Genomic DNA, 24,787 nt, shown 5'->3' on the forward strand with positions numbered 1-24,787 from the left:
CGATGCCGGTGGCAGGACTGCCGCGCATGGGCTCAGGGAATCATCCAGGTCAGCCAGTAGGCCTGCACCGTGGTGATGATGCCGACCATCACGGTGAAGATCAGACTGTGCTTGACCGTGAAGCGGAACAGGTCCGATTCCTTGCCGGCCAGGCCGACCGCCGCGCAGGCGATGGCGATCGACTGCGGCGAGATCATCTTGCCGGTCACCCCGCCGGTGGTATTGGCCGCGACCAGCAGCACCTCGGACACGCCGATCTGCTGTGCCGTGGTCGCCTGCAGCGCCGAGAACAGCGCGTTGGACGAAGTGTCCGAACCGGTCAGGAACACGCCCAGCCAGCCCAGGAACGGCGAGAAGAAGGTGAAGGCCTTGCCGGTATGCGCCAGGGCCAGCGCCAGCGTGGCCGACAACCCCGAATAATTGGCGATGAAGGCAAACGCCAGCACCATGCCGATGGAGTAGATCGGCACTTTCAGCTCGTTGGCGGTTTCGCCGAAGGTGCGCAGCGCCGCGGCCGGGCGCATCTTCAGCAGCACGATCGCGATCACCGCGCCCAGCATGATCGCCGTGCCGGTGGCCGACACCGCATCGAACTTGTAGACCGCCTCGTACCCGGTCGGGACCGGCACGATCGGCGGCATCTTCTGCACCAGCTGATCCAGCGACGGCACCGGAATCTTCAGCACCCAATGCTCCAGCGCGCCGCCGGCGGCGAACAGCGCCTTGAACGGCGGGATGCTCCAGATCGTAACCATCGCGGTCAGGATCAGGAACGGCGACCACGCCTTGACGATCTGGCCGGTGGAATAGCGCGGGGCCTCCAGTGCCTGGGCGGCGGCTTCAGCGCTGGTCTCGGTATCGAAGCGGAAGATCCGCACCGGCTTCCACCTGCGCAGGAACAGGGTCAGGCACACCAGCGAGGCCAGCGAGGCGGTGATGTCCGGCAGCTCCGGGCCGATGAAGTTGGAGGTCAGGTACTGCGCGATCGCGAACGAACCGCCGGCCACCAGCACCGCCGGCCAGGTCTCCTTGACCCCGCGCCAGCCATCCATGATCGCCATGATCCAGAACAGCACGATGAGGGTCAGGAACGGCAGCTGGCGCCCGGCCATCTGCCCGATCTCAAACGCATCCAGCCCGGTCACCTGCCCGGCCACGATGATCGGAATGCCCATCGCGCCGAACGCCACCGGCGCGGTGTTGACGATCAGGCACAGGCCGGCCGCATACAGCGGCTTGAATCCCAGCCCGACCAGCAGCGCGGCGGTGATCGCCACCGGCGCGCCGAAGCCGGCCGCCCCTTCCAGGAACGCTCCGAACGCAAAGCCGACCATCAGCATTTGCAGACGCTGGTCTTCGGTGACCGACAGGATCGAGGCGCGGATGATGTCGAACTGCCCGGTCTTGACCGAGACCTTGTACAGGAACACCGCGCCCAGGATGATCCAGGCGATGGGCCACAAGCCGTAGACGAAGCCATAGCCGGCCGCGGCGAATGCCTGCGACAGCGGCATCCGGTAGAACAACAGGGCCACCGCCAACGCGATCGCCACGGTGATCGTGCCGGCCAGCCAGCCCTTCATGCGCAGTACGGCCAACGCGACGAAGAAGAAGGCGATCGGCAGCAGCGCGATCAGGCTGGACAGCCAGAGGTTGCCAGCGGGGTCATACAGTTGTTGCCAGGCCTGCATCGGCGGATCTCATCAAGACGGACAGGGGGCCGCGCGGACAGCACCGCGCGAGCCGAGAACGCTCAACCGGCATTATTGGTATTACCAATAATAGAAGGACCGGTTGAAACTGCCCGCATTGAAACGCCAAACGCAAGGCGAGCCTATTAGACCATAGGTCTAGGCTCGTTTATTGGTACTACCACTTAGCAACCGCAGTCACTGGAGCGGCCTTTGAGTTCCACCGAGTTGCCGTCCGGATCGCGCAGGCGCAGCGACAGACCGTCGCCCTCCGCGCCGTAATTGCGTTCGGCCGGCCCACTGAGCTCCACCTGGCAGCCCTGCAGATGCGCGCGCACCTGCTCGGCATCGAACGGCTCCACGCGCAGGCAGACATGCTCGACATTGCGCCCTTCCCGCCCGGGCGCCGCGCCGCCTTTGATTCCCAAAGGGCCGTCCACGCTGATCAGGTCGATCAGCGACTCACCGGCATGCAGATGCACCATGCCCAGCGAAGGCCGCTCGCGGGCGACCGTGCAGCCCAGGACATCACAGTAGAAGCGCACGGCGCGCGGCAGATCCTGCACGCGCAGGACCACATGGTCGATGCGCTGGATCTCGAAGGGACGTTCGCTGCTCATGACGGCTCCAGTTTCTTGGCGATACGGCTGAACACCACCAGCACGACCAGGCACAGCACACTCACGCCGACGGCGATCACGTACTCGCCGATGCCGACCGCGATACCAATCGCCGCCGCCATGATCAGCGAGCTGGCGGTGGTCAAGCCGCTGACCTGGTCATCGCGCGACCCCCGCAGGATCGTGCCGGCGGCGACGAAGCCGACACAGGCCACCACCGCTTCGATCAGACGCACCGGATCGACCTGCAGCAGGTCGCGGTAGCGTTCTTCCTGGAAGTGTTCGGCGATGCTGTCACCGAGGCCGACGATCAGTGCGGCTGCACCGGCGATCAGCATATGCGTGCGCAACCCGGCCGCGTGCTTGCCCATCTCGCGTTCGATGCCGAGTGTGGCGCCCAGCAGCATGGCCACGGCAATCCGCAGCAGGATCGATAGATCTTGTTCCAGTCCCATCTGCATCTCTCATCCGGTCATGCATGGAGCGTCGCAGAGAGGGGCGTCTGAGGACCGTGAAACCAGCGGCAGGCCCGGGTGAGCCTGCCGCCGCGGGGCTTATTGGGCCAGATAACCGCCATCGATGGCGTAGTACGTCCCGGTCGCAAAGCCGGCGTCCGCGCTGGCCAGCCAAGCCACCAGCGCGGCGACCTCCACCGGCTTGCCCAGGCGGCCGAGTGCATGCTTGCTCTCCAGCGCCTGCTTCACTTTCGGATCCATCTTGTCCAGCAACGGCGTGGCGATGAAGCCCGGGCCGACCGCGTTGATACGGATCTTGTCCGCCGCGTGCTCCCACGCCGCGGTCTGGGTCAGGCCGACCACGCCATGCTTGGCCGCGACATAGGCGGCCGAGTTGTTGAAACCCACCTGGCCCAGGATGGAGGCCATGTTGATGATGCTGCCGCCCTTGCCCGCGCTGCGCATCGCCTGGATCTGCGCCCGCTGGCACAGGAACACGCTGTTGAGATTGACGTCGATGACATTTTTCCAGCCCTCCACGGGATAATCGCCGCTCGCTGCCGACGGCCCGCCGATGCCGGCATTGTTCACCGCGATGTCCAGCCCACCGAGTTCCTGCACGGTCTGCTTCACCGCCGCGTCCACCGCCTGCTCGTCGGTGACGTTCAAGGCGATGCCGATCGCCTTCACCCCCTTTTTCCGCAGCGTTTCGGCGGTTTTCTCGACGGCATCCGCCTTGAGATCCCACACCGCCACCGCCGCGCCGGAATCGGCCAGCAGTTCGGCCACGGCCAGGCCGATGCCGGAGACGCCGCCGGTGACGATGGCGACCTTTCCCTTGAGCTGATAATCAATCATCGCGTTGTTCCTCGGGTTGGAATAAGGCTGCGGGCTGTGCCTGCCCATGCCTCGACCATACGCCGCGAAAACGTTACAGAACGTGCACAGCGGGCTCCGCAACAATCCTTCCCATCGCTGCAACGCACCCGGCCCTATGCTCGGGGTCGTACGTCCACATTCCTTTCCACCGCCGATGGCGGTCGCCCTCCCAAGGTAAGCCCATGACAGACTCCACTGACGGCCAGTTGTTCTCCCCCACCCGTCTGGGTGCCATCGACGTCGCCAACCGCGTCGCGATGGCGCCGCTGACGCGCAACCGCGCGATCCACGACCGCATCCCCAATCCGCTTGCGATCCAGTATTACGAGCAGCGCGCCAGCGCCGGCCTGATCATCGCCGAGGCCACCCAGATCAGTCCGTTGGGCCAGGGCTATCTGGACACCCCCGGCATCTACAGCCAGGACCAGATCGACGCCTGGAAGAAGGTCACCGATGCAGTGCATGCGCGCGGCGGCAAGATCGTGCTGCAGCTGTGGCATGTCGGCCGCATCTCGCATACCAGCCTGCTGCCCGAGGGCGAGGTGCCAGTCGCGCCGAGCGCACTGCGTGCCAACGCCAAGACGTTCACCGCCAAGGGCTTTGAGGATGTCTCCGAGCCGCGCGCCCTGCGCCTGGACGAGATTCCCGGCCTGATCCAGGACTATCGCCAGGCGGCGCGCAATGCGATCACCGCCGGCTTCGACGGTGTGGAGGTGCACGCCGCCAACGGTTACCTGATCGACCAGTTCCTGCGCGATGGCAGCAACCAGCGCACCGACGAGTACGGTAGCAGCATCGAAAACCGCACCCGCCTGCTCGATGAAGTGGTCAGCGCGATCGTCTCGGAAATCGGTGCCGAGCGCACCGGCGTGCGTCTCTCGCCGGTGACCCCGGCCAACGACGCGGAAGATTCCAACCCGCAGCCGTTGTTCGAACGTGCCGTCGAACGTCTGGATGCGATCGGCCCGCTCGCCTTCATCCACGTGATCGAAGGTGCAACCGGCGGCCCGCGCGACAACATCGCCTTCGACTACGCCGCGCTGCGCGCCAAGTTCAAGGGCGCGTGGATCGCCAACAACGGCTACGACCAGGCGCGCGCGGAAGCGGCGGTGGCCTCGGGCTATGCCGACATGATCGCCTTCGGCCGCCCCTTCATCGCCAACCCGGATCTGGTCGAACGCTTCCGTCTGGGCGTGGCTCTGTCCGAGCTGGACAAGGACACGCTGTACGGCGGTGGCGCGCACGGCTACACCGACTACCCGACCATCGACGGTTGAGTGTTGATCCTGGTTGGCCGGATGCACTGTCCGGCCAACCAGGGCAAGAATGACCTGCACCCTGGAGGTGCCGGCCAACGGCCGGCACTACCGTCCAGCGGTCAATACACCGGCAACGAAATGAAACTTGCCTGCTGCGGCGCGTGCCAGATCTGCTGCGTCGCCTTCTGGTAGTCGCCCGGCTTGGCCAGGTAGATGTTCGGCACGAACGTCTGCGGATTGCGGTCGTACAGCGGGAACAAGCTGGACTGCACCTGCACCATGACCCGGTGGCCCGGCTGGAACACATGGTTCGCCGTCGGCAGGCCGAATGTGTACGCCAGCACCTGGTTGCTCGCGATTGCCTTCGGAGCGCTGAAGCTCTCGCGGTAGCGGCCACGGAAGATCGCCATCGAGACCGACAGCTCATAGCCGCCCATCTCCGGCGTCGACGGGGTCTGGTCCGGATACACATCGATCAGCTTCACCACCCAGTCGCTGTCGCTGCCGCTCGTCGCCGCCTGCAGGTTGACCTGCGGTGCACCGCCGATCCGCAACGGTTCGGTCAACGGTTCGCTGACGAAGGTCAGCACATCCGGGCGACCATCCACGAAGCGCTGGTCCTTGACCAGCCAGCTGGTCCACATATCGCGGTCAGCGAACCGCACCGGACGCGGTACGAACGGCACCGGCTTGGCCGGATCGGATACATACGCCTCGAACGTCGCCTCCCCCGCCTGCGGTGCGTCGAAGGACAGCTTGCCGCCCGCGCGCAGGTACAGCGGCTTGGACTGCGCCGCGCTGCGCGGCCACTGCTGCAGCTTGTCCCAGTGGTTTTCGCCGGTGTTGTAGATCAACACCGGCGGTGTCTGCGCCTTGGGCGCCCCATCGACCAGGTACTGATCGAAGAACGGTTTGAGCACATCGCGACGGAACTGCAGCGCGGTGTCGCCGTCGAACTTGAGCGCCCCAAGATTGCTGCCGTCATAGTTGACCTGGCTGTGACGCCACGGCCCCATCACCAGATAGTTCAGTGTGTTGCTGGTGTCACGCGGCTCCATCGCCGCATAGCTGTGCACCGCGCCCCACATGTCTTCCTGGTCCCACAGGCCCTGCAGCCACATCGTGGGGACCTTCAGCTCGGTCCTGGCCATGCGCGCGTCCAGCGCCTGTTCCTGCCAGAACGCGTCGTAGCTGGGGTGTTCGATCAGCTTGTGCCACCACGGCAACTGGTCCAGCCCGTTGGCCTTGGCGTAGTCGCCGGCCGAGCCGGCGCGCAGGAACGTCGTGTAATCGTCATAGCCCACGCTGGGAATCGCCGGTCCCTTGCCGCGCTTGGCCAACTGCCCGGTGAAGTAGCCGAAATTGACCTGCCGGAACGCGCCATAGTTGAGCCAGTCATCGCCCATCCAGCCATCGATCATCGGGCTCTGCGGCGCGGCCACCTTCAACGCCGGATGCGGGTTGGTCAGCGCCATCACCACGGTGAAGCCCTCGTAGGACGAGCCCAGCATACCGACCTTGCCGTTGCTTTCAGGCACGTGCTTGACCAGCCAGTCGATGGTGTCCCAGGCATCGGTGGCATGGTCGACCTTGGTGTTGTTGAGCGGCCCACGCAACGGCCGCGTCATCACGTAATCGCCCTCGGAGCCGTACTTGCCGCGGATGTCCTGGAACACGCGGATATAGCCGCCGTCGACGAACACTTCATCGCCCTGCGGCAGGATGTCGCGCATGTTCGGCGAATCGATGCGCTTGGCACGGTTGGCCGCATCGTAGGGTGTGCGGGTCAACAGGATCGGCGCGTTTTTCGCGCCCTTGGGCACCACGATCACCGTGTAGAGCTTCGTGCCGTCGCGCATCGGCACCATCACCACGCGCTTGTCGTAGTTGTCCTGTGCCGTGGGCGTCACGAACCCCTTGGCCGGAATGTCCGGCGTCATCGGCGAGGTCTGCGCCGACACACTGGCGGCAACCATCAGACTCAACAACGCAACTGGCAATACACGCACACGCATGGGCTCTCTCCCGGCAGTGATGGCAACTTCCGCAGCCTAGCGCTGCCCGGCCCGCGCCGGTAGATGCCGAACGGCCCGGCGCACGTTCATTGCCCGCATTCAGCTGCCAACCACCGTTTCGTGCAAAGCCTGCCAACGCAGCTCGCCATCGGCGTCGGTGACCAGAATGGCCAGGGCCTCGCGTCGATTGGCTGTTTCCTGTGCGTCGATCTGGTCTTCCCGATAGCGCACCGCGCAGGCGCACGTTCCCAGCGGCAGGTACGTCATCGCGTCGATGGTGATGCGCAATCCCGGCCGGCTGCCATGCGCGGCGACGAAGAAGGCAGCCAGCGCGGGCCTGTCCAGGCGGACGCCACGGATGCCGACCATGCTGAAGTCCGCGCTGAAGCGCGCCAGCAGCGTATCGAGTGCCGCCACCGGCGAGCGGCCGGTGAGCCAGTCTTCGATCAGCACATGCAGGGCGTGGATCTCGTTGAAGGCAAGCGTGTCATTCATGGGGAGGTTCTCAAGGAAAGTGAGGACGCCGGCAGGCGCCACAAGGGAAGGAGCGGCAGCAGGCTCATGCCCGCCGCCAGCATCAGGGTGAGGGCGAAGGCGTGTTCGGGCGTCACCGAGGACAACGCCGCCAACACACAGGCCAGCACGGCGGCCGCCAGGCAGAAACTGAGTTGGCGGTTGAGGTTCCACAGCGCGCTGCCCGGCAGCAGCTCGGCATCGGCCAGCGCCTGGAAGGCGAGCGTCTGGGCGCTGCTGCTGCACAGGCTGCCGCCCAGGCCCATCAGTGCGAAGGCCAGCGCGGGCAGCCACGGCTGACTGCCCTGTATGCCGATCAGCAGCGCGATGCCGACCGCCTGGCATCCCATGCCGGCACTCAGCAGGGGGCGCGCACCGATGCGCGGCAGCCAGTGCCGCGTGGTCGCGATCGCACCGGCCGAGGTGATCGCCCACGGCAGCATGAAGCCGCCGATCGCCGCTGCGCCGTAGCCCTGCCGATGCAGCAGCAGCGTGGCCACCAGCTGGGTGCCGATGAAGGTCCCGGGTACCAGCAGATAGACCAGCATCGCCAGCCGCAGCGATCCATGCCGCAGCAGCGACCACTGCAGGACTGGCTGTTCGGTACGGCGCGCACTGCGCGCATACAGCGCCAGCACCAGCGCGGCGACCACCAACAGACCCGCGCCCAACATCCGCTGCCCCGCCTCTGCGATCAGGCTCAGCGCCACCAGCAGCACGCTCAGGCCCACGGAGCCCAGCAGCAGACCACGCCGGTCCAGCGCCGGCACCGCCAGCGGCGCACCCGGACGCACCCATGCGGCCGCCAGCGCCAAGGCCAGCACCGCCAGCGGCACGCTGACCAGCAGCACGCCACGCCACGAGCCCCATTCCACCAGCAGGCCGCCCAGCGTCGGCGACAGCGCCGGCACCAGCAGCGCCACCGCCATGATGCGTGCGGTCAGGCGCGCGCGGTCGGCCGGTGGGCATTCGCGGTAGGCCATCGCCTGCCCGACCGGAATCAGCAGGCCGCCCCCCAGCCCCTGCAGCAGGCGCCAGCCGATCAGCCACTCGATGCTGGGCGCGGTGCCGGCCAGCACCGCGCCCAGGGTGAACAGCGCCAGTGACAGGCACAGCACCCGGCGCTCGCCGAGGCGCGCGGCCAGCCAGCTGCCCAATGGAATGACCAGGGTCAGGCCCAGCATGTAGGCATTGCCGATCCACCCCAGCTGCGGCACGGAGGCCTGCAGGTCCGCAGCGATGGCCGGATAGGCCACGGTGCCGATGAACATGTTCACCAGGTCCAGCGAGAATCCCAGCAGGTACAGCGTTTCCACCCTGGCCCGGTATGTCATGGCGCGCTCCGATTGCGAGGCGGCAGCATGCGCGTTGCGGGCGGCTGGATATACGGGCAAGCGGATGCAAGACTGTCAAACCATTTTTGACAGTCAGCGTGCCGCCATGGTCAGCCTGGATCGCTTCGAGACCTTCAAGACGATTGTCGATGCCGGCAGCCTGACCGCTGCCGCACAGCGCCTGGGCCAGAGCCGCGCGGTGGTGAGCTTCAACCTCAAGCGGCTGGAACAGGAACTCGGTGTGACCCTGCTGGTGCGCAATACCCGCAGCCTGGCATTGACCGAAGCCGGCGAGCGTTTCTACCAGCACTGCACGGCGCTGCTGGCCACCGCCGAGCTCGCCATTGAGGAAGCACGCAGCGAACAGCTGCAGCTGCGCGGCACGCTGCGCCTGACCACCACACCGGAATATGCGATCGCCCGGGTCGTGCCGGTGCTGGAGTCGTTCCGTGCCCTGCACCCCGAGCTGCGCCTGCATCTTTCGACCACCCCGGCACCGGCGGACCTGATTCCCGAGCGGTTCGATCTGGCGATCCGCCTGGGCCGCCTGCAGGACTCGCAATTGCGCGCGACGTTGCTGGACGAACACGCGCTGTGCGCGGTCGCCGCGCCGTCACTGTTGGCCACTCTGCCTGATGATGCCGCACGCGATGATCCGGACTGGGTCCGCACGCTGCCACGCCTGGGCTATCCGCGCCTGGCGGATCTTCCACTGGTGGCGCCCGATGGCAGCGACCAGCTGTTTGCCTGCAACCCCGCCCATGCGGTGGTCACGGTCGATAACGCCTCCACCCTGCGTGCTTTCGCGCTGGCCGGGGCCGGCGCGACCGTCTTGCCGCACTGGTTGATCGATGACGATCTGGCGCAGGGCCGGCTGCTGCCGATCCTGCGCCGTCATCGCTTCCCGCGCCAGGGCGTGTATGCGGTGTTTCCCAACACCGCCCAGCCCTCGCGCCGGGTCCGGCTGCTGCTGGCGCATCTGCGCGAGCACCTGCCGGGGTGAGCGGAGGCACGACCCACGGTCGTGCCCTGCCCGTCAGCTCAGCGGACCACCTGCTCGGCCAGCTCCAGCGGCACGCGCTGCACCGGTGCATTGGCCGCGCGCGACAGCTGCACTTCGTACTGCCCACCGGCGATCTTCCACTGCTTGGCGGCGGTATCGAAGCTGGCCAGCGTCTTCGGCTCGGCTTCGATGCGGATCCGGCGGCGCTCGCCCGGCTGCAGCGACACCTTCTGGAAGCCGATCAGGCGGATCGGGGTGGTGCTGCCCTGCGGCAGCTGCAGGTACAGCTGCGGCACATCCGCACCGGCGACCTTGCCGGTGTTGCGCACGTCCACGCTGGCGACCACACGCTGGCCTTCCACCACCACCTGCAGGTTGTCGTAGCCGAAGCTGGTGTAGGACAGGCCATGGCCGAACGCGTACTGCGGGGTCAGGCCCTTGGCCGCAAACCACTTGTAACCGACGTTGGCGCCTTCGATGTCATAGTCGATGGTGTCATCCGGCTTGTGCTTCGGGTTGAAGCCCAGGCCGTTGACGTGCGGGCGCGGCAACTGGCTGACGTCCACCGGCCAGGTCACCGGCAGGCGGCCGGACGGATTGACCTTGCCGGTCAGCAGCGCGGCGATGCCTTCGCCGCCACGGATGCCCGGGTACCAGGCCTGCAGGATGGCCGGTACCTGCTGCAGCCACGGCAGCTCGACCGGACCATTGGTTTCCAGCACCACCACTGTCTTCGGGTTGGCCTTGGCCACGCCGGCGATCAGCGCGTCCTGGTTGTCCGGCAGCTGCATGTGCGGCAGATCGACCGATTCGGCCGACCACTGGGTGGCGAACACGATGGCGACATCGGCCGCAGCGGCGGCGCGCGCGGCGGCAGCGACATCGCGGCCATCCACGTAATCGATGCGGGCATCCGGACGCTCGGCGCGCAGCGCTTCCAGCGGCGAGGACGGATGGAAGATCACCGGGCCCGGCCAGGTGGTCGGCATCACGCCCGGCACCGCGTTGGTACCGCGCGCGGTCCAGCCGACCATCGAGGAACCACCGCCGCCGATCACGCCCTTGTCGGCATGCCCACCGATGATGACGATGCGCTGCACGTCCTTGCCCAGCGGCAACAGGTCATCGGCATTGCGCAGCAGCACGCTGCCTTCCTCGACGGTACGCTGCGCGGCCAGGAAGCCGGCCTCGTCGTCGATAGGCTCGTGCACCGGCGGCAGGTCGAAGTTGCCGTGCGCGAACATCGTGCGCAGGATGCGGCCGACCATGTCGTCCAGGCGCGCCTGCGGCACCACGCCACCGGCCACGGCCAGGCGCAGCGGTTCATCGAAGTAGACCGCCTTGTCGAACACTTCACCGGCCGACTGCTGATCCAGGCCGGCCAGCGCCGCCTTGGAGCCGCTGTGCACGCCGCCCCAATCGGACATCACGAAACCGGGGAACTTCCACTCCTGCTTGAGCACCTCGTTCATGAGGTAATCGTGCTCGCAGCCGTAGGTGCCGTTGATGCGGTTGTACGAGCACATCGCCGAGCCCGGCTTGCCGATGTCGATGGCGATCTCGAAGGCCAGCAGATCCGACTCGCGCATCGCCTGCTCGCCGATCTCGGCGCTGTGGAAGTTGCGCGAGGTCTCCATGTCGTTCAGCGCGAAGTGCTTCATGGTGGAGATGACATGCTGGCTCTGCACACCGCGGATCGATTCACCCACCAGCACGCCGGCCAGCAGGGGATCTTCACCGGCATATTCGAAGTTGCGGCCGTTCCGCGGATCGCGCTGCAGGTTGACGCTGCCGGCCAGCAGGATGTTGAAGCGCTGCTGCCAGGCTTCGCGCCCCATGGTGGCGCCACCGGCGAAGGCGATCTCCGGGTTCCAGCTCGATGCGGTGGACGGACCGGACGGCAGCGCGGTGGCGTGGTCGCCCTTGCGCAGGCCACCGGGATTGGTGACGCCGAGGCCGGCATCGGCCGACTGCTGCGCCGGGATGCCCAGGCGCGGTACGCCCGGCACGAAACCGGCCGAACCGACCGCGCCTTCCGGCAGTGGACCGCCATCCTTGCCCAGCCCGAAGTAGCTGTGCAGCATCTGGAACTTCTCGTCCACGGTCATCTGTGCGACCAGGGCCTTGGCGCGGGCATCGGCGTTCAGGCCGGTGTCCATCCACGGCGTATCGCCACCGACCGGCGCGGCATAGCCGAGCGTCAGCAGCGTGGCCGCGGTGGCGCCCTTCCTGCCGTCGTGGGTACGCAGCTTGATGGCGGCCGAGGTGGCCGACTGGAAACCATCGCTGAAGTAGCTCTCGTTGGCTTCCAGTGCAACGCGCGACGGATCGAACCCGGCGGTGGTGGCCGCATCGGCGCTGACCGCGCCCAGCAGCACGGCCGGTGCCCCCAGCCGCGAGCGGTTGACCAGCGGCGGCAGCGCGGCGGCAGCGGCGGCGCTGGTGTACAGCGCGACCACGTGGCGGCCATCGTTGAGGCGCAGGTAATTCAGGGACGGCTGTTCGGTGCCCGACTCGGCCTCGATCGGCAGGCGGGTCAGCACGACGCTGCCGGTCTGCTGCGCGGCGGCCGGATCGGCGGTCACGAAACGATAGTGGTAGCCCAGCGCATCGGCCAGACCCTGCAGCGGATCCACGCGGTCGGCGCGGCGTTCCACATTGCGCACGGTCACGGCATCGACCTGCAGTTGCTCCAGCTGCGCGGCGACCACGGCGGCGTCCAGGTCACCCGGGGTCTGTTCCAGGGTCAGCACGGTGAACGCATCGGGGGTGGCCGCCGGGGCAGCGGCCCAGGCGGACGCACTCAGCGAGAGCGCGATGGCGGCCGTCAGGGCCAGGGGCTTTGAAATCGTTTTCATGAGCGGACGAAACACCTTTGCTTGCGCAATAAATCCAGGGAGTCTTGCCGCAGAAGGGTGCAGCGCCATGTCGGCGGGAACCACGCGCAGGTGCGCGGAACCGTTTACAACGCAAGGCGATGACGGCTACGTCCAGGCCCCTCCGCCCGTCGTGACAGCCGCACCACCCGGGAGTCCGTTACCGGCGCTCCACCCGGGAAGAGTGGGCGAGCCTGTTCATCCCTGTCAACAGCGTGTTCACATTTGAGACGCTGCGGGAGGCCGGATTCAGGGGGAAACCGGCTTGATGACCCGGGTGTCGGCTGCGGCCACCACCTGTCCGTGCTGGTCGCGCGGCTGCAGCGGTGCCAAGGGCAATCCGTCGCTATCGGCCTGAAGCACCGAGCGCGCTTCGCCCGGCGCGAACAGGAAGGCTTCGCCCCATTGGCGCAGTGCCACCACCAGCGGGAACAGCGCACGGCCGCGTTCGGTGAGCACGTACTCCTGGTAGCTGCGCCCTTCACCCAACGGCTGCTGCGCCAGCACGTCCGCCTCCAGCAAGGCCTGCAGGCGCTGGCTGAGCATGCTGCGCGACATCCCGAGGCTGCGCTGGAAATCGCTGAAGCGGCGCACCCCGTCGAAGGCCTCGCGCACGATCAGCAGCGACCAGCGGTCGCCGACCAGGTCCAGCGCGCGCCCTACCGGGCAGGTGGTCGTCGGATCGGTTGCCATGCGAAGTCTCCGTTTGAGGTTTCATTTTAGAACCACATGCCGCAGAATCAACTGGTTCTATTTTGAGACTGAATTATGGCGATCACCACGCCCAACTCCCCCACCTCCGGCCGCCGCCTCCCCGCCTCCCTGCTGATGCTGTTCGCCGGTGCCGCCGGCCTGAGCGTGGCCAATGTCTATTACGCCCAGCCGCTGCTGGATGCTCTGGCCGCCGATCTGCAGATCAGTACCGGCCGCATCGGGTCGGTGATCGCCGCCACCCAGCTCGGTTCGGTCGCCGCGCTGCTGTGGGTGGTGCCGCTGGGTGACCGCATGGACCGCCGGCGCCTGATGGCGATCCAGACCGGCAGCCTGGTGCTGGCGCTGCTCGCGGTCGCCATGGCCACGCAGGCCTGGGGCCTGCTGCTGGGAATGCTGGCGGTGGGCCTGCTCGGCACCGCGATGACCCAGGGGCTGGTCGCCTATGCCGCCGCTGCGGCGGGCGAGCACGAGCGCGGCCGCGTGGTCGGCGCCGCACAGGCAGGCGTGGTGGTCGGGTTGTTGCTGGCACGGGTGGTGGCCGGCGCGGTGGCCGACCTGGGCGGCTGGCGCGCGGTGTACCTGCTCTCTGCGGCGCTGATGGTCGTGACCGGCAGCCTGCTGTGGGCGCGCCTGCCGCGGCTGCCGGTGACAACCGCACCCGACGCGCGCACCGGCTTGATCGCGCTGCTGCGGCAACAGCCGGTACTGCGCCAGCGCGGCGTGCTGGGCCTGCTGCTGTTTACCGTGTTCGGCCTGTTCTGGAGCAGCATGAGCCTGCCCTTGGGCGCGCCGCCTTATGCGCTCACGCATACCGCCATCGGCGCCTTCGCACTGGTCGGCCTGCTCGGTGCATTGGCGGCGGCCCGCAGCGGGCACTGGAGTGACCGGGGCCACGCCGGGCGGGTCACCAGGGGCGCCCTGTGGTTGATGCTGCTGAGCTGGGCGCCGATCGCCGCGATGTCCCATCACCTGGGCTGGCTGGTACTCGGCGTGCTGCTGCTCGATCTGGCGGTACAGGCGCTGCACGTGACCAACCAGAGCCGGATCCTGGCCGCGGCACCGCACGCGCAGGCGCAGGTGATCGCCACCTACATGCTGTTCTACGCGGCCGGTAGTGGGCTGGGGGCGCTGGCCGGCAGCGCACTGTATGCCGCGTTCGGCTGGCCCGGGGTGTGCATGGCCGGCGCTGCTGTCTCGCTGCTCGCACTGCTGGCGTGGTGGGCGATGCCGGGTTATCACCCCATCACCGGTGGTCATGAGCCCTGCCCGGTTCCCCGGCGGATCGCGGATCGATAATGGCCGCTCACGTCCCGGAGCGAACGCATGCCCCCACACCGCCACTTCGATCAGCTCTGGCGTGACCGCAACGACACCTCCCGGCAACGCAGCCCCCGGGTGCTGATCCGGGTCTTCGTCGGCCCGGGTGAACTGGAGGCGCGGGTGGCCTTCTATGAGCAGCTCCAGGGCGTGGTCGCCGATGCCGGCTTTCCATTTCCCGACGCCGGCCTGCGCCTGGCGATGGTCGGGGCATTCCTGCTGATCGAAGGCGCGCCGGACAAGCTGGCCCCGTTCACCTCGACCACCGGCACGCTGCTGGTCGATGACGTGCAGCCGTATTACGACCGGCTGGTGGCGGCCGGCGCGCGGATCATCTTCCCGCTGCAGGTCGTTCCCACCGGGGCCGCCTTCAATGCCGTGCATCCGGACGGCACCGTGGTCGAATACGTGCACCATCGGCCCGATCCGCAGGGGCGCTGAGTCCCCGCCCCCCGCGTAGATCCACGCCCTGCGTGGATGTTCTCCTGAAGCATTCAGCACCCTCAACCGGGTCGGAATCCGGCCGTCGAATTCGTTAGCATTTTTACTAATTGCGGGTAGGATTGTCGGTCTCAGCCTTTGACACGCCTGCTGCCGATACTCGCCGCCATGCCCTTGTTTTCCGCCCGTTTCCGCCTGCTCCAGCCCTGCCGGGAGGCCCGTTGATGGGTGCCGTGCTGGCCCTGGACCGGCTGCTGGAAACCCGCCGGGTCTGGCGCGGGCAGCCGCGTGCGGCCCTCCCCGAGGCAGCGCCCCACCCGACCGGCCACCCGGCACTGGATGCCCGCCTGCCCGGTGGTGGCTGGCCGCCCTCGGCGCTGTCGGAGGTGCTGCTGGCCTCGCCCGGGGTCGGCGAGCTGGCGCTGGTCTGGCCGACCTTGGCGCGGCTGAGCCAGCAACAGCAGACCGTGGTGCTGATCGCGCCGCCGCATCTGCCGCATGCCCCGGCCTGGGCCCGCGCCGGGCTGGCACTGAGCCAGGTGCAGGTGGTCCAGGCCAGCCCGCGCGATGCGTTGTGGGCCGCCGAACAATGCCTGCGCTCGGCGGCCTGCGCGGCGGTGTTGTGCTGGCCGCAGCAGGCCGATGACCGCGCCCTGCGGCGGCTGCAGGTGGCGGCCGAAACCGGCCAGTGCCTGGGTTTTTCCTTCCGCGATGCCCGGCATGCGCGCAACCCCTCCCCGGCCGCGCTGCGCCTGCAGCTCGACGATGGCCAGGTGCGGGTGCTCAAGTGCCGTGGCGGGCTGGCACCGGCGCAGCCGCTGCCGCTGGCCGTGGCCCATTGAGCCGCCGCCGTGGACTGGGCCTGCCTGTTGCTGCCGCACCTGGCGCTGGATGCCGCCCTGCGCCAGCAACCGGATCCGGACGCGCCGCTGGTGCTGCTCACCGGCCCGGCGCAGCGGCGCGTGCTGCACGCGGTGAGTCCCGCGGCCCGGCAGCTCGGGCTGCGCCGCGGCATGCTGCTTTCGGCCGCGCAGGTGCTGACCCGCGACCTGCTCACCGTGGAGTACGACCCACGCGCCGAGCAGGCCACCCGCCAGCTGCTGGCCAGCTGGCTGTATGGCATCAGCTCACAGGTCAGCCTGGATTTCCCGCATGCGATGGCGCTGGAGATCCGGGCCAGCCGTGCGCTGTTCGGTGATTGGCCGGAGGTCGAGCAGCGGCTCAGCCGTGGCCTGACCGAGCTGGGCTTCCGGCATCGGCTGGTGGCCGCACCGAATCCGCACGCTGCCAGCGTGCTGGCCCGCGTGCATGGGCCGCTCGGCGTGGATGCAGGCCAGCTGGACGCGGCCCTGGCCCAGGTACCGATCGAACGCAGCGGGTTGCCGGCCGAGGCGGTCACGGTGCTGGCACGCTCGGGCCTGCGTACGTTGGGCGCCGCGTTCGGCCTGCCGCGCGAGAGCCTGGCCCGGCGCTTCCCGCCGCAGGTATTGGCGCACCTGGATGCGCTGCGCGGGATCAGCACACCGCCGCTGCGCTATTTCCAGCCACCGGACCGCTTCGATGCGCGCATCGAATTCGAGTACGAGGTCGAGTCCACCCAGGCGATGCTGTTTCCGCTGCGGCGCCTGACCGCCGATCTGGCCGCGTTCCTGTGCTCGCGCGATGGCGGCGTGCTGCAGTTCGATCTGTGGTTCGAACACGAACACCATCCCGACACGCGGCTTTCGATCGGCCTGCTGGCCCCCGAGCGCGAGCCGGCGATGCTGTTCGAGCTGGCCCGCAACCGCGTCGATCATCTGCAGTTGCCCGCCTGCAGCCGTGGCCTGCGCCTGCAGGCCGAGCAGCTGCCACCGTTCGTCCCGGCCGCCCGCGATCTGTTCGACCCCCGCCCGCAGCAGGCGATGCCGTGGGAGCAGTTGCGCGAGCGCCTGCGTGCCCGGCTCGGCGATGATGCCGTGCAGGGCTTGGGGCTGCGCGCCGACCATCGGCCCGAACGCGCCACCGGCGATGCCAAGGGCGCACCCAAGGCGCCGCCCCCGGTGCTGCCGATGCGCCCGGGCTGGTTGCTGGCCCAGCCGCAGACGCTGCAGGACCCGCACCTGCGCATCCTGTCCGGGCCGGAGCGGATCGAATCGGGGTGGTGGGATGCCGGCGACATCCGCCGCGACTATTACGTAGTCGAAACCACGCAGGGCCAGCGCGGCTGGGCGTATACCGCCGCCGATGCACGCAGCGGGCCGTTCATGCTGCACGGCTGGTTCGCATGAGCACGCCGGTGCCCGAGTACGCCGAGCTGCATTGTCTGTCGGCCTTCAGTTTCCAGCGCGGTGCGTCCATCGCCGAAGAGTTGTTCGCGCGCGCCAAGGGCCAGGGTTACCGCGCGCTGGCGATCACCGATGAGTGTTCGCTGGCGGGCATCGTGCGTGCCTGGCAGGCGGCGCAGAAGCACGCGCTGCCCCTGATCACCGGTGCCGAGTTCCAGCTGGAGGACGGCCCCAGGCTGGTGCTGCTGTGCACCGACCAGGGCAGCTACGCCGCGCTGTGCCAACTGATCACCACCTGCCGCCGGCGCGCCCCCAAGGGCGAGTACCGCTGCCTGCGCAGCGACATCGCGCAGCTGCACGCCGGCCTGCTGTGCCTGTGGCCGGCGTCCACCCCGGGGATCGAGGAGGCGCAGTGGCTGCAGGCCTGCTTCCCGCAGCGGCTGTGGCTGGCGGTTGAACTGCACCGCGAGGCCGACGATCGCGCGCGCCTGCAGCGCCTGCGTCGTTTCGGCCGCGACCAGGGCATTCCACTGGTGGCCTGCGGCGATGTGCACATGCATGTGCGCCGCCGCCGCGCGCTGCAGGACACCCTCACCGCGATCCGCCACCACTGCACGCTCGGCGAAGCCGGCTGGCGTTTGTTTCCCAACGGCGAACGCCACCTGCGTACCCGCCAGGCCCTGGCCACGCTGTACCCGCCCGAGCTGCTGGCCGAGACGCTGCGCATCGCCGAGCGCTGCCACTTCGATCTCAAGCAACTGCAGTACACCTACCCGCGCGAACTGGTGCCGGCCGGCCACGATCCGGCCAGCTGGCTGCGGGTGCTGGTGGAGGAAGGCATGAAATGGCGCTGGGAAGATGGCGCCACGGCCAAGCAGCGCCACCAGATCGAACACGAGCTGGCCCTGATCCACACCAAGCAGTACGAGTCCTACTTCCTGACCGTGCACGACATCGTGCGCTTCGCGCGCAGCCAGAAGATCCTCTGCCAGGGCCGCGGCTCGGCCGCCAATTCCTCGGTCTGCTACGTCCTGGGCGTGACGGAGATCGACCCCAGCGAGATGGAACTACTGTTCGAGCGCTTCATCTCCGCCGAGCGCGACGAGCCGCCGGACATCGACATCGACTTCGAACACGAGCGCCGCGAGGAAGTGCTGCAGTACGTGTTCAACCGCTATGGTCGCGAACGCGCTGCATTGACCGCGGTGGCGATCAGCTACCGTGGCCGCAGTGCGGTGCGCGATGTGGCGCGGGTGCTGGGCCTGCCGCCGGACCAGGTCAACGAGCTGGCCGCCTGCCTGGACCGCTGGAGCAGCCACGAGCCGCTGCCCGAGGCATTGCGCGAGCGCGGCTTCGATCCGGAGACGCCGCTGATGCGGCGCGTGGTCGCCCTGACCGCCGAACTGGTCGATTTCCCGCGCCACCTGTCCCAGCACCCGGGCGGTTTCGTGATCTCCGAACATCCGCTGTCCACGATGGTGCCGGTGGAGAACGCGGCCATGGCCGAGCGCACCGTGATCCAGTGGGACAAGGACGATCTGGACGCCACCGGTCTGATGAAGGTCGACTGCCTGGCGCTGGGCATGCTCACCGCGGTGCGCAAATGCCTGGCGATGCTGGAAGCGCATGGCGGACCGCCAATGACCATGGCGAAGATTCCGCCGAAGGATGGCCCGACCTACGACATGATCTGCCGCGCCGACACCCTGGGCGTGTTCCAGATCGAGTCGCGCGCGCAGATGGCGATGCTGCCGCGCATGCAACCGCGCTGTTTCTACGACCTGGTGATCGAAGTGGCGATCGTGCGCCCCGGCCCGATCCACGGCGACATGGTCCACCCGTATCTGAATCGACGGAAGAAGCTCAAGGAAGAAGGCATCGAAGAGATCGACTACCCGCCCGAACTGGAGAAGGTATTCAAGCGCACGCTCGGCGTGCCACTGTTCCAGGAACAGGTGATGCAGCTGGCGGTCGCCGCCGCCGGCTTCAGCCCCGGCCAGGCCGATGCGCTGCGCCGCTCGATGGCCGCGTGGAAGCGCCACGGTGGACTGGAGCCGCACCGCGACAGACTGCTCACCGGCATGGTCGCCAATGGCCACAGTCGCGAGTATGGCGAGCGCCTGTTCGAGCAGATCAAGGGATTCGGCAGTTATGGTTTCCCGGAAAGTCATGCGGCCAGCTTCGCGCTGATCACCTATGTCAGCTGCTGGCTCAAGTGCCACCATCCCGCCGCGTTTGCCGCCAGCCTGATCAACAGCCAGCCACTGGGCTTCTATACCCCGGACCAGATCCTGCAGGACGCGCGCCGCCATGGCGTGCCGGTGCTGCCGGTGGACGTGCGCTACAGCGGGTGGGACTGCACCCTGGTGCCGCCTGCCTCGCCGGCGCGACCGTTCGGCATCCGCCTGGGGCTGCGTCTGGTCGATGGCTTCAACAAAGACGTCGCCACCGGATTGGTGCAGGCACGCGCCCGCGCGCCCTTCGAAAGTGTCGCCGACCTGAGCCAGCGCGCCCGGCTGGACCGCCGCCATCAAGGCCTGCTTGCCGATGCGGGTGCGTTGAAGGGCTTGAGCGGCCATCGCCATCGCGCGCGCTGGGAAGTGTCGGGCGTGGAGAAGCCGCTGCCGCTGTTCGAGACCGCCCGTGCCACCGCCGAAACCGCCGTGCCACTGCCGCTGCCCAGCGCCTTCGAGGACATGCAGGCTGACTACAACAGTACCGGCACCACGCTGGGCCGGCACATGGTCTCGTTCATCCGCAGCCAACTGCGCCAACGCTGCTGCCACCGCTCCGATGAACTGGCCGCGCTGCCACACGGGCGCAGCGTGCGCTTTGCCGGGCTGGTGCGCATGCGCCAGCGCCCGCAGACCGCCAGCGGCGTTACCTTCCTTACCCTGGAAGACGAATGCGGCATGGTCAACGCGGTGGTCTGGCGCAAGATCGCCGACCGCCAGCACCGCGTGCTGGTCGAAGCCCAGCTGATGCAGATCGACGGCCGCCTGGAGCGCGTGGACGGCGTGCAGCACCTGATCGTCCGCCAGATGCACAACATCGACACGCTGATCGATGGCGTCCGCACCCACAGCCGCGATTTCCGTTGAACCATCCCGTGACCGGCTTCACGGTCTGGATGTAATTCCAGAGTTTTCCGACTGGTGTTGTGAACGACCTATCCGGTATGGTCGCAACCTTCCAAGGATCCGGAGAACCTATGTCGCGCGCATTGACGCTTACCACGCTGGTCGTCGCCAGCCTCGCCCTGGCCGTCTCCGGCTGGACCGCGCTGCGGCTGCACCAGAGCCAGTCCGATGAGCGCGTCATCACCGCGCGCGGTCTGGTGATCCGCGATGCCACCGGCCAGGCGCGGCTGATCCTGGGCGCGCCGGTCCCGGATCCATTGACCAAGGGCGTCACCCAGGGGCCACGCGCCTCACCGCTGTCCGGCCTGATCCTGCTGGGCGCCGACGGGTCCGAGCGTGGCGGCTACGGCACCGCCGATGTCGGTGACGAGGCCATCCTTACCCTGGACGATGCCACCGGCACCACCGAAGTGTTCAAGGTCACCGCCAACCCGGACCGCGGCGCGACCCTGGTGGTCAAGCACCAGAACAGCACCGGCGCGATGTTGACGTCGTGGCAGGGCAAGCCGGAACTGATCTTCCTCAATGACGACGAACAGTCGCACTACGTCAACCCCAACTCCGCCGCCGCGCCCTGAGCTCACGCGCCCAGCGCGTCGCGCAGATCCTGCGCGAAGCGCCTTGCATCCGCGGCGGTCAGCGTCGCGGTGGTGATCCGCAGCCCGTGCACCGGCGTGTGGACCGAGAACACCTCGCCGCCGCGCACCTGCCAGCCGCGCTGGGCCAAGGCCATCACCAGCGGCTGGCTGTCGCCCGCCAGCGGCAGCCACAGATTCAGCCCGTCCATCTCCGCACTCACCGCGATGCCTTCGCGCTGCAGCGCCTGCCGCAGCCGTTCCCGGCGCGCCACGTAATCGTCCCCGGCCCGCTGCATCCGTGCTGCCACTCGCGCAGAGCCGAGCGCTGCAGCGGCCGCGTCCTGCAGCAGATGGCTGACCCAACCGGTGCCCGGCGCCATCCGCAGGCGCAGCCGTGCTGCGGTTTCGGTGTCGCAGCCGATCAATGCCAGCCGCAGGTCCGGCCCCAATGACTTGGACAGCGACCGCAGCAAGGCCCAGCGCCGGGTCGTCGGCGGAATCACCGCGTGATACGGCTGCCGGGACAACCATGCGAAATGGTCATCGACCAGCACCAGCACCTGCGGATACCGCTCCAGCACCTGGCGCAGCGCACGCGCGCGGCGCCGGCTGAGGCTGGCACCGGTCGGGTTGTGCGCGCGCGGGGTCAGCAACACCGCCCGCGCGCCGGCGGCCAGCGCCTGCTCCAGCGCCTCGACCTGCATGCCTTCCTCATCGATCGCTACCGCCAGTGCGCCGTAGCCGGCCGCGCGCATCGTATTGAGGCTGCCGAGGAAGCACGGGTTCTCCACCGCCACCGGATCGCCGGCCAGCAACCAGCAGGCCAGCACCCGCTCGATCGCATCGACCGCACCGTGCGCCAGTTCCAGTGCAAACCCGGCCGGGCAATCACCCGCCAGCTGCCGATGCGCGAGCGTGGCCAGCACCGGGTCGATGGTCGGTGCGCCATACAGCCGGGGCGGCCGTGCCGGCAGCAGCGCGCGCAGGTCCGGCAGGCAGCGCGGGTCGGGATTGCCACTGGCCAGATCCTGCAGCGCCGAACCCGGCTGCGTGCCTTCCTGTGCACCCGGCCTCGGCCGTGCACTGACCACGGTGCCGCGCCGTCCCTGGGTCCGGGCCAGACCGGCCGCATCCAATCGCTTGTACGCGGACGCGACCGTGTTGCGGTTGATCCCCAGCGCGAGCGCCAGATCGCGAACCGGGGGCAGCAGCTGCCCGGGCACCAGCGCGCCACTGAGGATCTGCTGGCGGATGCTCTCGAACACCGCGCTGGCGGTCTGGCCAGTGATTTTCATTTTGTCCTATGCCAATATGTCCGTCGTCACGGGACAGTGTTGCACGTGCGCTGCCGCCTTGCAGCCGTCCCCGCCTCCGGAGCCTGCCATGCCCATCGCTGCCCCCACCTGGCCCCAGGCCACCACTGTCGACGAGATCCGCCACAACCTGTCCGTGGTCCGCGAGCGCATCGCCCGCGCCTGCGCGCTGGCCGGTCGCGACCCGGGCAGCGTGCGCCTGCTGCCGGTCAGCAAGACCGTCGATGAAGCCCGCCTGCGCCTGGCCTGGGACGCCGGCTGCCACGAGCTGGGCGAGAACAAAGTGCAGGAAGCCCAGCGCAAAGCCGCGGCCATGGCCGACCTGCCCGGCCTGCGCTGGTCGGTGATCGGCCACCTGCAGACCAACAAGGCACGCGACGTGGCGCGCTTCGCCAGTGAGTTCCAGGCGCTGGACAGCCTGCGTGTGGCACAGGCACTGGATCAGCGGCTGGAACTGGAGCAGCGCACGCTGGACGTGTTCGTGCAGGTCAACACCTCCGGCGAGGACAGCAAGTACGGCCTGGACCCGATCGAGGTCGCCGACTTCGTGCAACAGCTCCCGGCTTTCTCCAACCTGCGCGTGCGCGGGTTGATGACGCTGGCGGTGTTCTCGTCGGATCCGGAACAGGTACGCCCGTGTTTCGTGCGCCTGCGCGAGCTGCGCGAACGGCTGCGCCCCACCCTGCCGCCGGGCATCCGCCTGGAAGAACTCTCGATGGGCATGTCGGGCGACGTCGAGATCGCCATCGAAGAAGGCGCCACCGTGGTACGTGTCGGCCAGGCCATCTTCGGCGCGCGCTCGACGCCGGACAGCGTCTATTGGCCACCCCGGGCAGCACAGGACACGCCGTGAGGCCAGCCCGCGCATGAGCAGCTATCGCCTGATCATCCATTGCCATGACCAACGCTGGGGCCAGTTCGACAGCGACGGGCCGCAGGCCCGTGAGCACCTCATTGCGCTGGCCGCGCGGCTGCCGGCGGCAGACGGGTTCCGCCTGCAGTGGCAACAGGCGGTCGCGGAACAACGGCTGCTGCACAGTGGGCCGGACGGACTGAAGGTGCTCGGCAGCGAGCCGGTGTATCGGGACATGCCCGCACCGTGAACGACCCCGACCGGGCTTACCCCACCGCCGGTGAGCCCGCGGCACGCATGTGCAGCGCATGCTCGGCGGCTTCGGCGTGCAACCAGTCGCGGAACGCCAGGAAGCCCTGATGTGTCGCCGAGCGGGGTGGATACACCAGCCAGTGCGACCAGCGCGTCTTCAACCGGTGCGGTGACAGCGCGATCAACTGGCCGGAGTCCAGCAACAGGCGCGCGCGGATCACCCGCCCCAGTGCCACTCCGATGCCGTCCAGCGCTGCGCGATGGTGCGCTTCGGAATCGTTGAGCATCGCCACATAGCGCGTTGGCGGCGTGTCACCCATCAGCGCGAACCACCGGTCCCATTCGCCATCCGGGTCGCCGAGCAGCGGCCATTGCGATATGGGCAGGGCATCCACGCCGCCCATCCGCTCTACCAGTGCAGGGCTGGCCATCGGCACCAGCCACTCGTCGAACATCGGCTCGGCGGTCAACCCGGGCCACTGTCCCGCCCCCACCCGCAATGCCGCATCGACCTACAACTGTCGGGCGAAATCAGTGAGGCGCTCCGTGGACTCCAGGTTGATCTCGATCTGCGGGTGGGCAGCAACGAACCCGCCCAACCGCGGCACCAGCCAGTTGGACGCCATGGACGGCACCGCACTCACCGTCAGGACGCGGTCGTGGCGCGCCGCGAACGGGTGGAAGGCCTGCCCGATGGCATCCAGATGCGGCGCCACCTGATCCAGCAGCCGCTGCCCTTCAGGCGTGACCCGCACACCGCGCGGCTGGCGCGCCAGCAAAGGGTAGCCCAGACGCTCCTCCAACTGGCGCATCTGGTGGCTGAGCGCGCTGACCGTGAGGTTGACCGATTCGGCCGCGCGGGTCAGGTTCCCCAGCCGTGCCGCCATGACGAAGTTCTGCAGCGCCTGCAGCGGTGGTCGGGACATTGGACTTGATCTCAGCTCAAGGATGGCTTGCAGGAATATCGCTTTTTGCGCCTGCATCCTGGACGTATCGTCAACTCCATTCAAGTGGAGATACGCTCATGAACCTGTTTGGCGGACTGCTTTTCCTGCAGGGGCACATCACCAATGTGGCGCTGGCCCGGCAGCTGGCGGGCATGGATGCCGGGGAGGCCGACGCGGACGATGGCGACCAGCTGGCCACGATGCCTGCGTCGGCTGACAGCGCAGCGGCGGGCGGTTCGGCGACGGGGTGCGATGGCCGCCTAAAGAGTTGCCGCGCCCTGCCGTAAACACGGACTGGATTTCCCTCGCACATGATCTGGCGG

The 24,787-nt window shown here is 68.1% G+C and carries 21 protein-coding genes and 1 pseudogene; 11 read left to right on the top strand and 11 right to left on the bottom strand.

Annotation, left to right across the window (positions count from 1 at the left end; translation table 11 throughout):
• Positions 1-32: 32 nt before the first annotated feature.
• The 4 genes from lldP to AC07WC_RS12325 all read right to left on the bottom strand — a co-directional run bounded on the left by lldP (position 33) and on the right by AC07WC_RS12325 (position 3,624).
• A complete protein-coding gene (lldP, locus tag AC07WC_RS12310; protein WP_495210248.1) occupies positions 33-1,691 on the bottom strand; it encodes an L-lactate permease in 1,659 nt (552 codons plus the stop codon).
• Between the two features lie 185 nt (positions 1,692-1,876).
• Positions 1,877-2,311 (bottom strand): VOC family protein, encoded by a 435-nt coding sequence (locus tag AC07WC_RS12315; protein ID WP_088433362.1) that lies wholly within the window; start codon positions 2,309-2,311, stop codon positions 1,877-1,879.
• A complete protein-coding gene (locus tag AC07WC_RS12320; protein WP_495210249.1) occupies positions 2,308-2,766 on the bottom strand; it encodes an MgtC/SapB family protein in 459 nt (152 codons plus the stop codon). Before AC07WC_RS12320 ends, AC07WC_RS12315 begins: the two co-directional genes overlap by 4 nt.
• A gap of 99 nt (positions 2,767-2,865) precedes the next feature.
• Positions 2,866-3,624 carry an SDR family NAD(P)-dependent oxidoreductase gene (locus tag AC07WC_RS12325; protein ID WP_495210250.1) on the bottom strand — a complete coding sequence of 253 codons (759 nt, stop codon included), beginning with the start codon at positions 3,622-3,624 and terminating at the stop codon, positions 2,866-2,868.
• Positions 3,625-3,827: 203 nt separating this feature from the next.
• Between AC07WC_RS12325 and AC07WC_RS12330 the strand changes: the two genes are divergently transcribed.
• Positions 3,828-4,922: an alkene reductase gene (locus AC07WC_RS12330; RefSeq protein ID WP_495210251.1), complete on the top strand. Its 1,095-nt coding sequence runs from the start codon at positions 3,828-3,830 to the stop codon at positions 4,920-4,922.
• A 101-nt stretch (positions 4,923-5,023) separates the two neighbouring features.
• Here AC07WC_RS12330 and AC07WC_RS12335 read toward each other — a convergent pair whose 3' ends face one another.
• From AC07WC_RS12335 to AC07WC_RS12345, 3 genes are all read right to left on the bottom strand, one after another.
• Complete coding sequence (locus AC07WC_RS12335) at positions 5,024-6,919, bottom strand: CocE/NonD family hydrolase (RefSeq protein ID WP_495210252.1); 1,896 nt, start codon at positions 6,917-6,919, stop codon at positions 5,024-5,026.
• Between the two features lie 99 nt (positions 6,920-7,018).
• Positions 7,019-7,414 carry a hypothetical protein gene (locus AC07WC_RS12340; RefSeq protein WP_495210253.1) on the bottom strand — a complete coding sequence of 132 codons (396 nt, stop codon included), beginning with the start codon at positions 7,412-7,414 and terminating at the stop codon, positions 7,019-7,021.
• Positions 7,411-8,766 carry an MFS transporter gene (locus AC07WC_RS12345; RefSeq protein WP_495210254.1) on the bottom strand — a complete coding sequence of 452 codons (1,356 nt, stop codon included), beginning with the start codon at positions 8,764-8,766 and terminating at the stop codon, positions 7,411-7,413. Before AC07WC_RS12345 ends, AC07WC_RS12340 begins: the two co-directional genes overlap by 4 nt.
• A gap of 106 nt (positions 8,767-8,872) precedes the next feature.
• Between AC07WC_RS12345 and AC07WC_RS12350 the strand changes: the two genes are divergently transcribed.
• Positions 8,873-9,769, top strand: a complete 897-nt coding sequence (locus AC07WC_RS12350) for a LysR family transcriptional regulator (RefSeq protein ID WP_495210255.1) — start codon at positions 8,873-8,875, stop codon at positions 9,767-9,769.
• 38 nt (positions 9,770-9,807) lie between these two features.
• On the opposite strand, the gene AC07WC_RS12355 is transcribed toward AC07WC_RS12350, so the two are convergent.
• Both AC07WC_RS12355 and AC07WC_RS12360 read right to left on the bottom strand, forming a co-directional pair.
• Positions 9,808-12,627, bottom strand: coding sequence for a beta-glucosidase (locus AC07WC_RS12355; protein ID WP_495210256.1), 2,820 nt, complete (start codon positions 12,625-12,627; stop codon positions 9,808-9,810).
• Between the two features lie 267 nt (positions 12,628-12,894).
• Entirely contained in the window at positions 12,895-13,338 is a 444-nt protein-coding gene (locus tag AC07WC_RS12360) for a winged helix-turn-helix transcriptional regulator (protein ID WP_495210257.1), read from the bottom strand.
• Between the two features lie 75 nt (positions 13,339-13,413).
• On the opposite strand from AC07WC_RS12360, the gene AC07WC_RS12365 reads away from it, so the two are divergent.
• The 6 genes from AC07WC_RS12365 (at position 13,414) to AC07WC_RS12390 (ending at position 21,099) form a co-directional block, all read left to right on the top strand.
• Positions 13,414-14,655, top strand: a complete 1,242-nt coding sequence (locus tag AC07WC_RS12365; RefSeq protein ID WP_495210258.1) for an MFS transporter — start codon at positions 13,414-13,416, stop codon at positions 14,653-14,655.
• Between the two features lie 27 nt (positions 14,656-14,682).
• A complete protein-coding gene (locus tag AC07WC_RS12370; RefSeq protein ID WP_495210259.1) occupies positions 14,683-15,117 on the top strand; it encodes a VOC family protein in 435 nt (144 codons plus the stop codon).
• Positions 15,118-15,341: 224 nt separating this feature from the next.
• Positions 15,342-15,959 carry a translesion DNA synthesis-associated protein ImuA gene (imuA, locus tag AC07WC_RS12375; protein ID WP_495210260.1) on the top strand — a complete coding sequence of 206 codons (618 nt, stop codon included), beginning with the start codon at positions 15,342-15,344 and terminating at the stop codon, positions 15,957-15,959.
• A gap of 9 nt (positions 15,960-15,968) precedes the next feature.
• Positions 15,969-17,384 carry a Y-family DNA polymerase gene (locus tag AC07WC_RS12380; protein WP_495210261.1) on the top strand — a complete coding sequence of 472 codons (1,416 nt, stop codon included), beginning with the start codon at positions 15,969-15,971 and terminating at the stop codon, positions 17,382-17,384.
• Positions 17,381-20,482, top strand: a complete 3,102-nt coding sequence (locus AC07WC_RS12385) for an error-prone DNA polymerase (protein WP_495210262.1) — start codon at positions 17,381-17,383, stop codon at positions 20,480-20,482. The genes AC07WC_RS12380 and AC07WC_RS12385 overlap by 4 nt, the downstream gene beginning before the upstream one ends.
• Positions 20,483-20,592: 110 nt before the next feature.
• Positions 20,593-21,099: a hypothetical protein gene (locus AC07WC_RS12390; RefSeq protein ID WP_495210263.1), complete on the top strand. Its 507-nt coding sequence runs from the start codon at positions 20,593-20,595 to the stop codon at positions 21,097-21,099.
• Between the two features lie 2 nt (positions 21,100-21,101).
• On the opposite strand, the gene ptsJ is transcribed toward AC07WC_RS12390, so the two are convergent.
• Positions 21,102-22,394, bottom strand: a complete 1,293-nt coding sequence (ptsJ, locus tag AC07WC_RS12395) for a MocR-like B6 salvage transcription factor PtsJ (RefSeq protein WP_495210264.1) — start codon at positions 22,392-22,394, stop codon at positions 21,102-21,104.
• 88 nt (positions 22,395-22,482) lie between these two features.
• Here ptsJ and AC07WC_RS12400 point away from each other — a divergent pair, with 88 nt between their 5' ends.
• Positions 22,483-23,265, top strand: a complete 783-nt coding sequence (locus AC07WC_RS12400) for a YggS family pyridoxal phosphate-dependent enzyme (protein ID WP_495210265.1) — start codon at positions 22,483-22,485, stop codon at positions 23,263-23,265.
• 13 nt (positions 23,266-23,278) lie between these two features.
• Entirely contained in the window at positions 23,279-23,515 is a 237-nt protein-coding gene (locus AC07WC_RS12405) for a hypothetical protein (RefSeq protein WP_495210266.1), read from the top strand.
• A gap of 16 nt (positions 23,516-23,531) precedes the next feature.
• Here AC07WC_RS12405 and AC07WC_RS12410 read toward each other — a convergent pair.
• Positions 23,532-24,443: pseudogene (locus tag AC07WC_RS12410) on the bottom strand (LysR substrate-binding domain-containing protein).
• Between the two features lie 98 nt (positions 24,444-24,541).
• On the opposite strand from AC07WC_RS12410, the gene AC07WC_RS12415 reads away from it, so the two are divergent.
• A complete protein-coding gene (locus AC07WC_RS12415) occupies positions 24,542-24,751 on the top strand; it encodes a hypothetical protein (protein ID WP_495210267.1) in 210 nt (69 codons plus the stop codon).
• The last annotated feature ends 36 nt before the right edge of the window (positions 24,752-24,787 follow it).

The organism is Stenotrophomonas sp. GW821-FHT01H02A (assembly GCF_059422145.1).

Bases quoted from the DNA above. Each gene is read 5' to 3' on its own strand.
- lldP (WP_495210248.1), bottom strand. From the start codon at position 1,691: ATGCAGGCCTGGCAACAACTGTATGACCCCGCTGGCAACCTCTGGCTG.
- AC07WC_RS12315 (WP_088433362.1), bottom strand. From the start codon at position 2,311: ATGAGCAGCGAACGTCCCTTCGAGATCCAGCGCATCGACCATGTGGTC.
- AC07WC_RS12320 (WP_495210249.1), bottom strand. From the start codon at position 2,766: ATGGGACTGGAACAAGATCTATCGATCCTGCTGCGGATTGCCGTGGCC.
- AC07WC_RS12325 (WP_495210250.1), bottom strand. From the start codon at position 3,624: ATGATTGATTATCAGCTCAAGGGAAAGGTCGCCATCGTCACCGGCGGC.
- AC07WC_RS12330 (WP_495210251.1), top strand. From the start codon at position 3,828: ATGACAGACTCCACTGACGGCCAGTTGTTCTCCCCCACCCGTCTGGGT.
- AC07WC_RS12335 (WP_495210252.1), bottom strand. From the start codon at position 6,919: ATGCGTGTGCGTGTATTGCCAGTTGCGTTGTTGAGTCTGATGGTTGCC.
- AC07WC_RS12340 (WP_495210253.1), bottom strand. From the start codon at position 7,414: ATGAATGACACGCTTGCCTTCAACGAGATCCACGCCCTGCATGTGCTG.
- AC07WC_RS12345 (WP_495210254.1), bottom strand. From the start codon at position 8,766: ATGACATACCGGGCCAGGGTGGAAACGCTGTACCTGCTGGGATTCTCG.
- AC07WC_RS12350 (WP_495210255.1), top strand. From the start codon at position 8,873: ATGGTCAGCCTGGATCGCTTCGAGACCTTCAAGACGATTGTCGATGCC.
- AC07WC_RS12355 (WP_495210256.1), bottom strand. From the start codon at position 12,627: ATGAAAACGATTTCAAAGCCCCTGGCCCTGACGGCCGCCATCGCGCTC.
- AC07WC_RS12360 (WP_495210257.1), bottom strand. From the start codon at position 13,338: ATGGCAACCGATCCGACGACCACCTGCCCGGTAGGGCGCGCGCTGGAC.
- AC07WC_RS12365 (WP_495210258.1), top strand. From the start codon at position 13,414: ATGGCGATCACCACGCCCAACTCCCCCACCTCCGGCCGCCGCCTCCCC.
- AC07WC_RS12370 (WP_495210259.1), top strand. From the start codon at position 14,683: ATGCCCCCACACCGCCACTTCGATCAGCTCTGGCGTGACCGCAACGAC.
- imuA (WP_495210260.1), top strand. From the start codon at position 15,342: ATGGGTGCCGTGCTGGCCCTGGACCGGCTGCTGGAAACCCGCCGGGTC.
- AC07WC_RS12385 (WP_495210262.1), top strand. From the start codon at position 17,381: ATGAGCACGCCGGTGCCCGAGTACGCCGAGCTGCATTGTCTGTCGGCC.
- AC07WC_RS12390 (WP_495210263.1), top strand. From the start codon at position 20,593: ATGTCGCGCGCATTGACGCTTACCACGCTGGTCGTCGCCAGCCTCGCC.
- ptsJ (WP_495210264.1), bottom strand. From the start codon at position 22,394: ATGAAAATCACTGGCCAGACCGCCAGCGCGGTGTTCGAGAGCATCCGC.
- AC07WC_RS12400 (WP_495210265.1), top strand. From the start codon at position 22,483: ATGCCCATCGCTGCCCCCACCTGGCCCCAGGCCACCACTGTCGACGAG.
- AC07WC_RS12405 (WP_495210266.1), top strand. From the start codon at position 23,279: ATGAGCAGCTATCGCCTGATCATCCATTGCCATGACCAACGCTGGGGC.
- AC07WC_RS12415 (WP_495210267.1), top strand. From the start codon at position 24,542: ATGAACCTGTTTGGCGGACTGCTTTTCCTGCAGGGGCACATCACCAAT.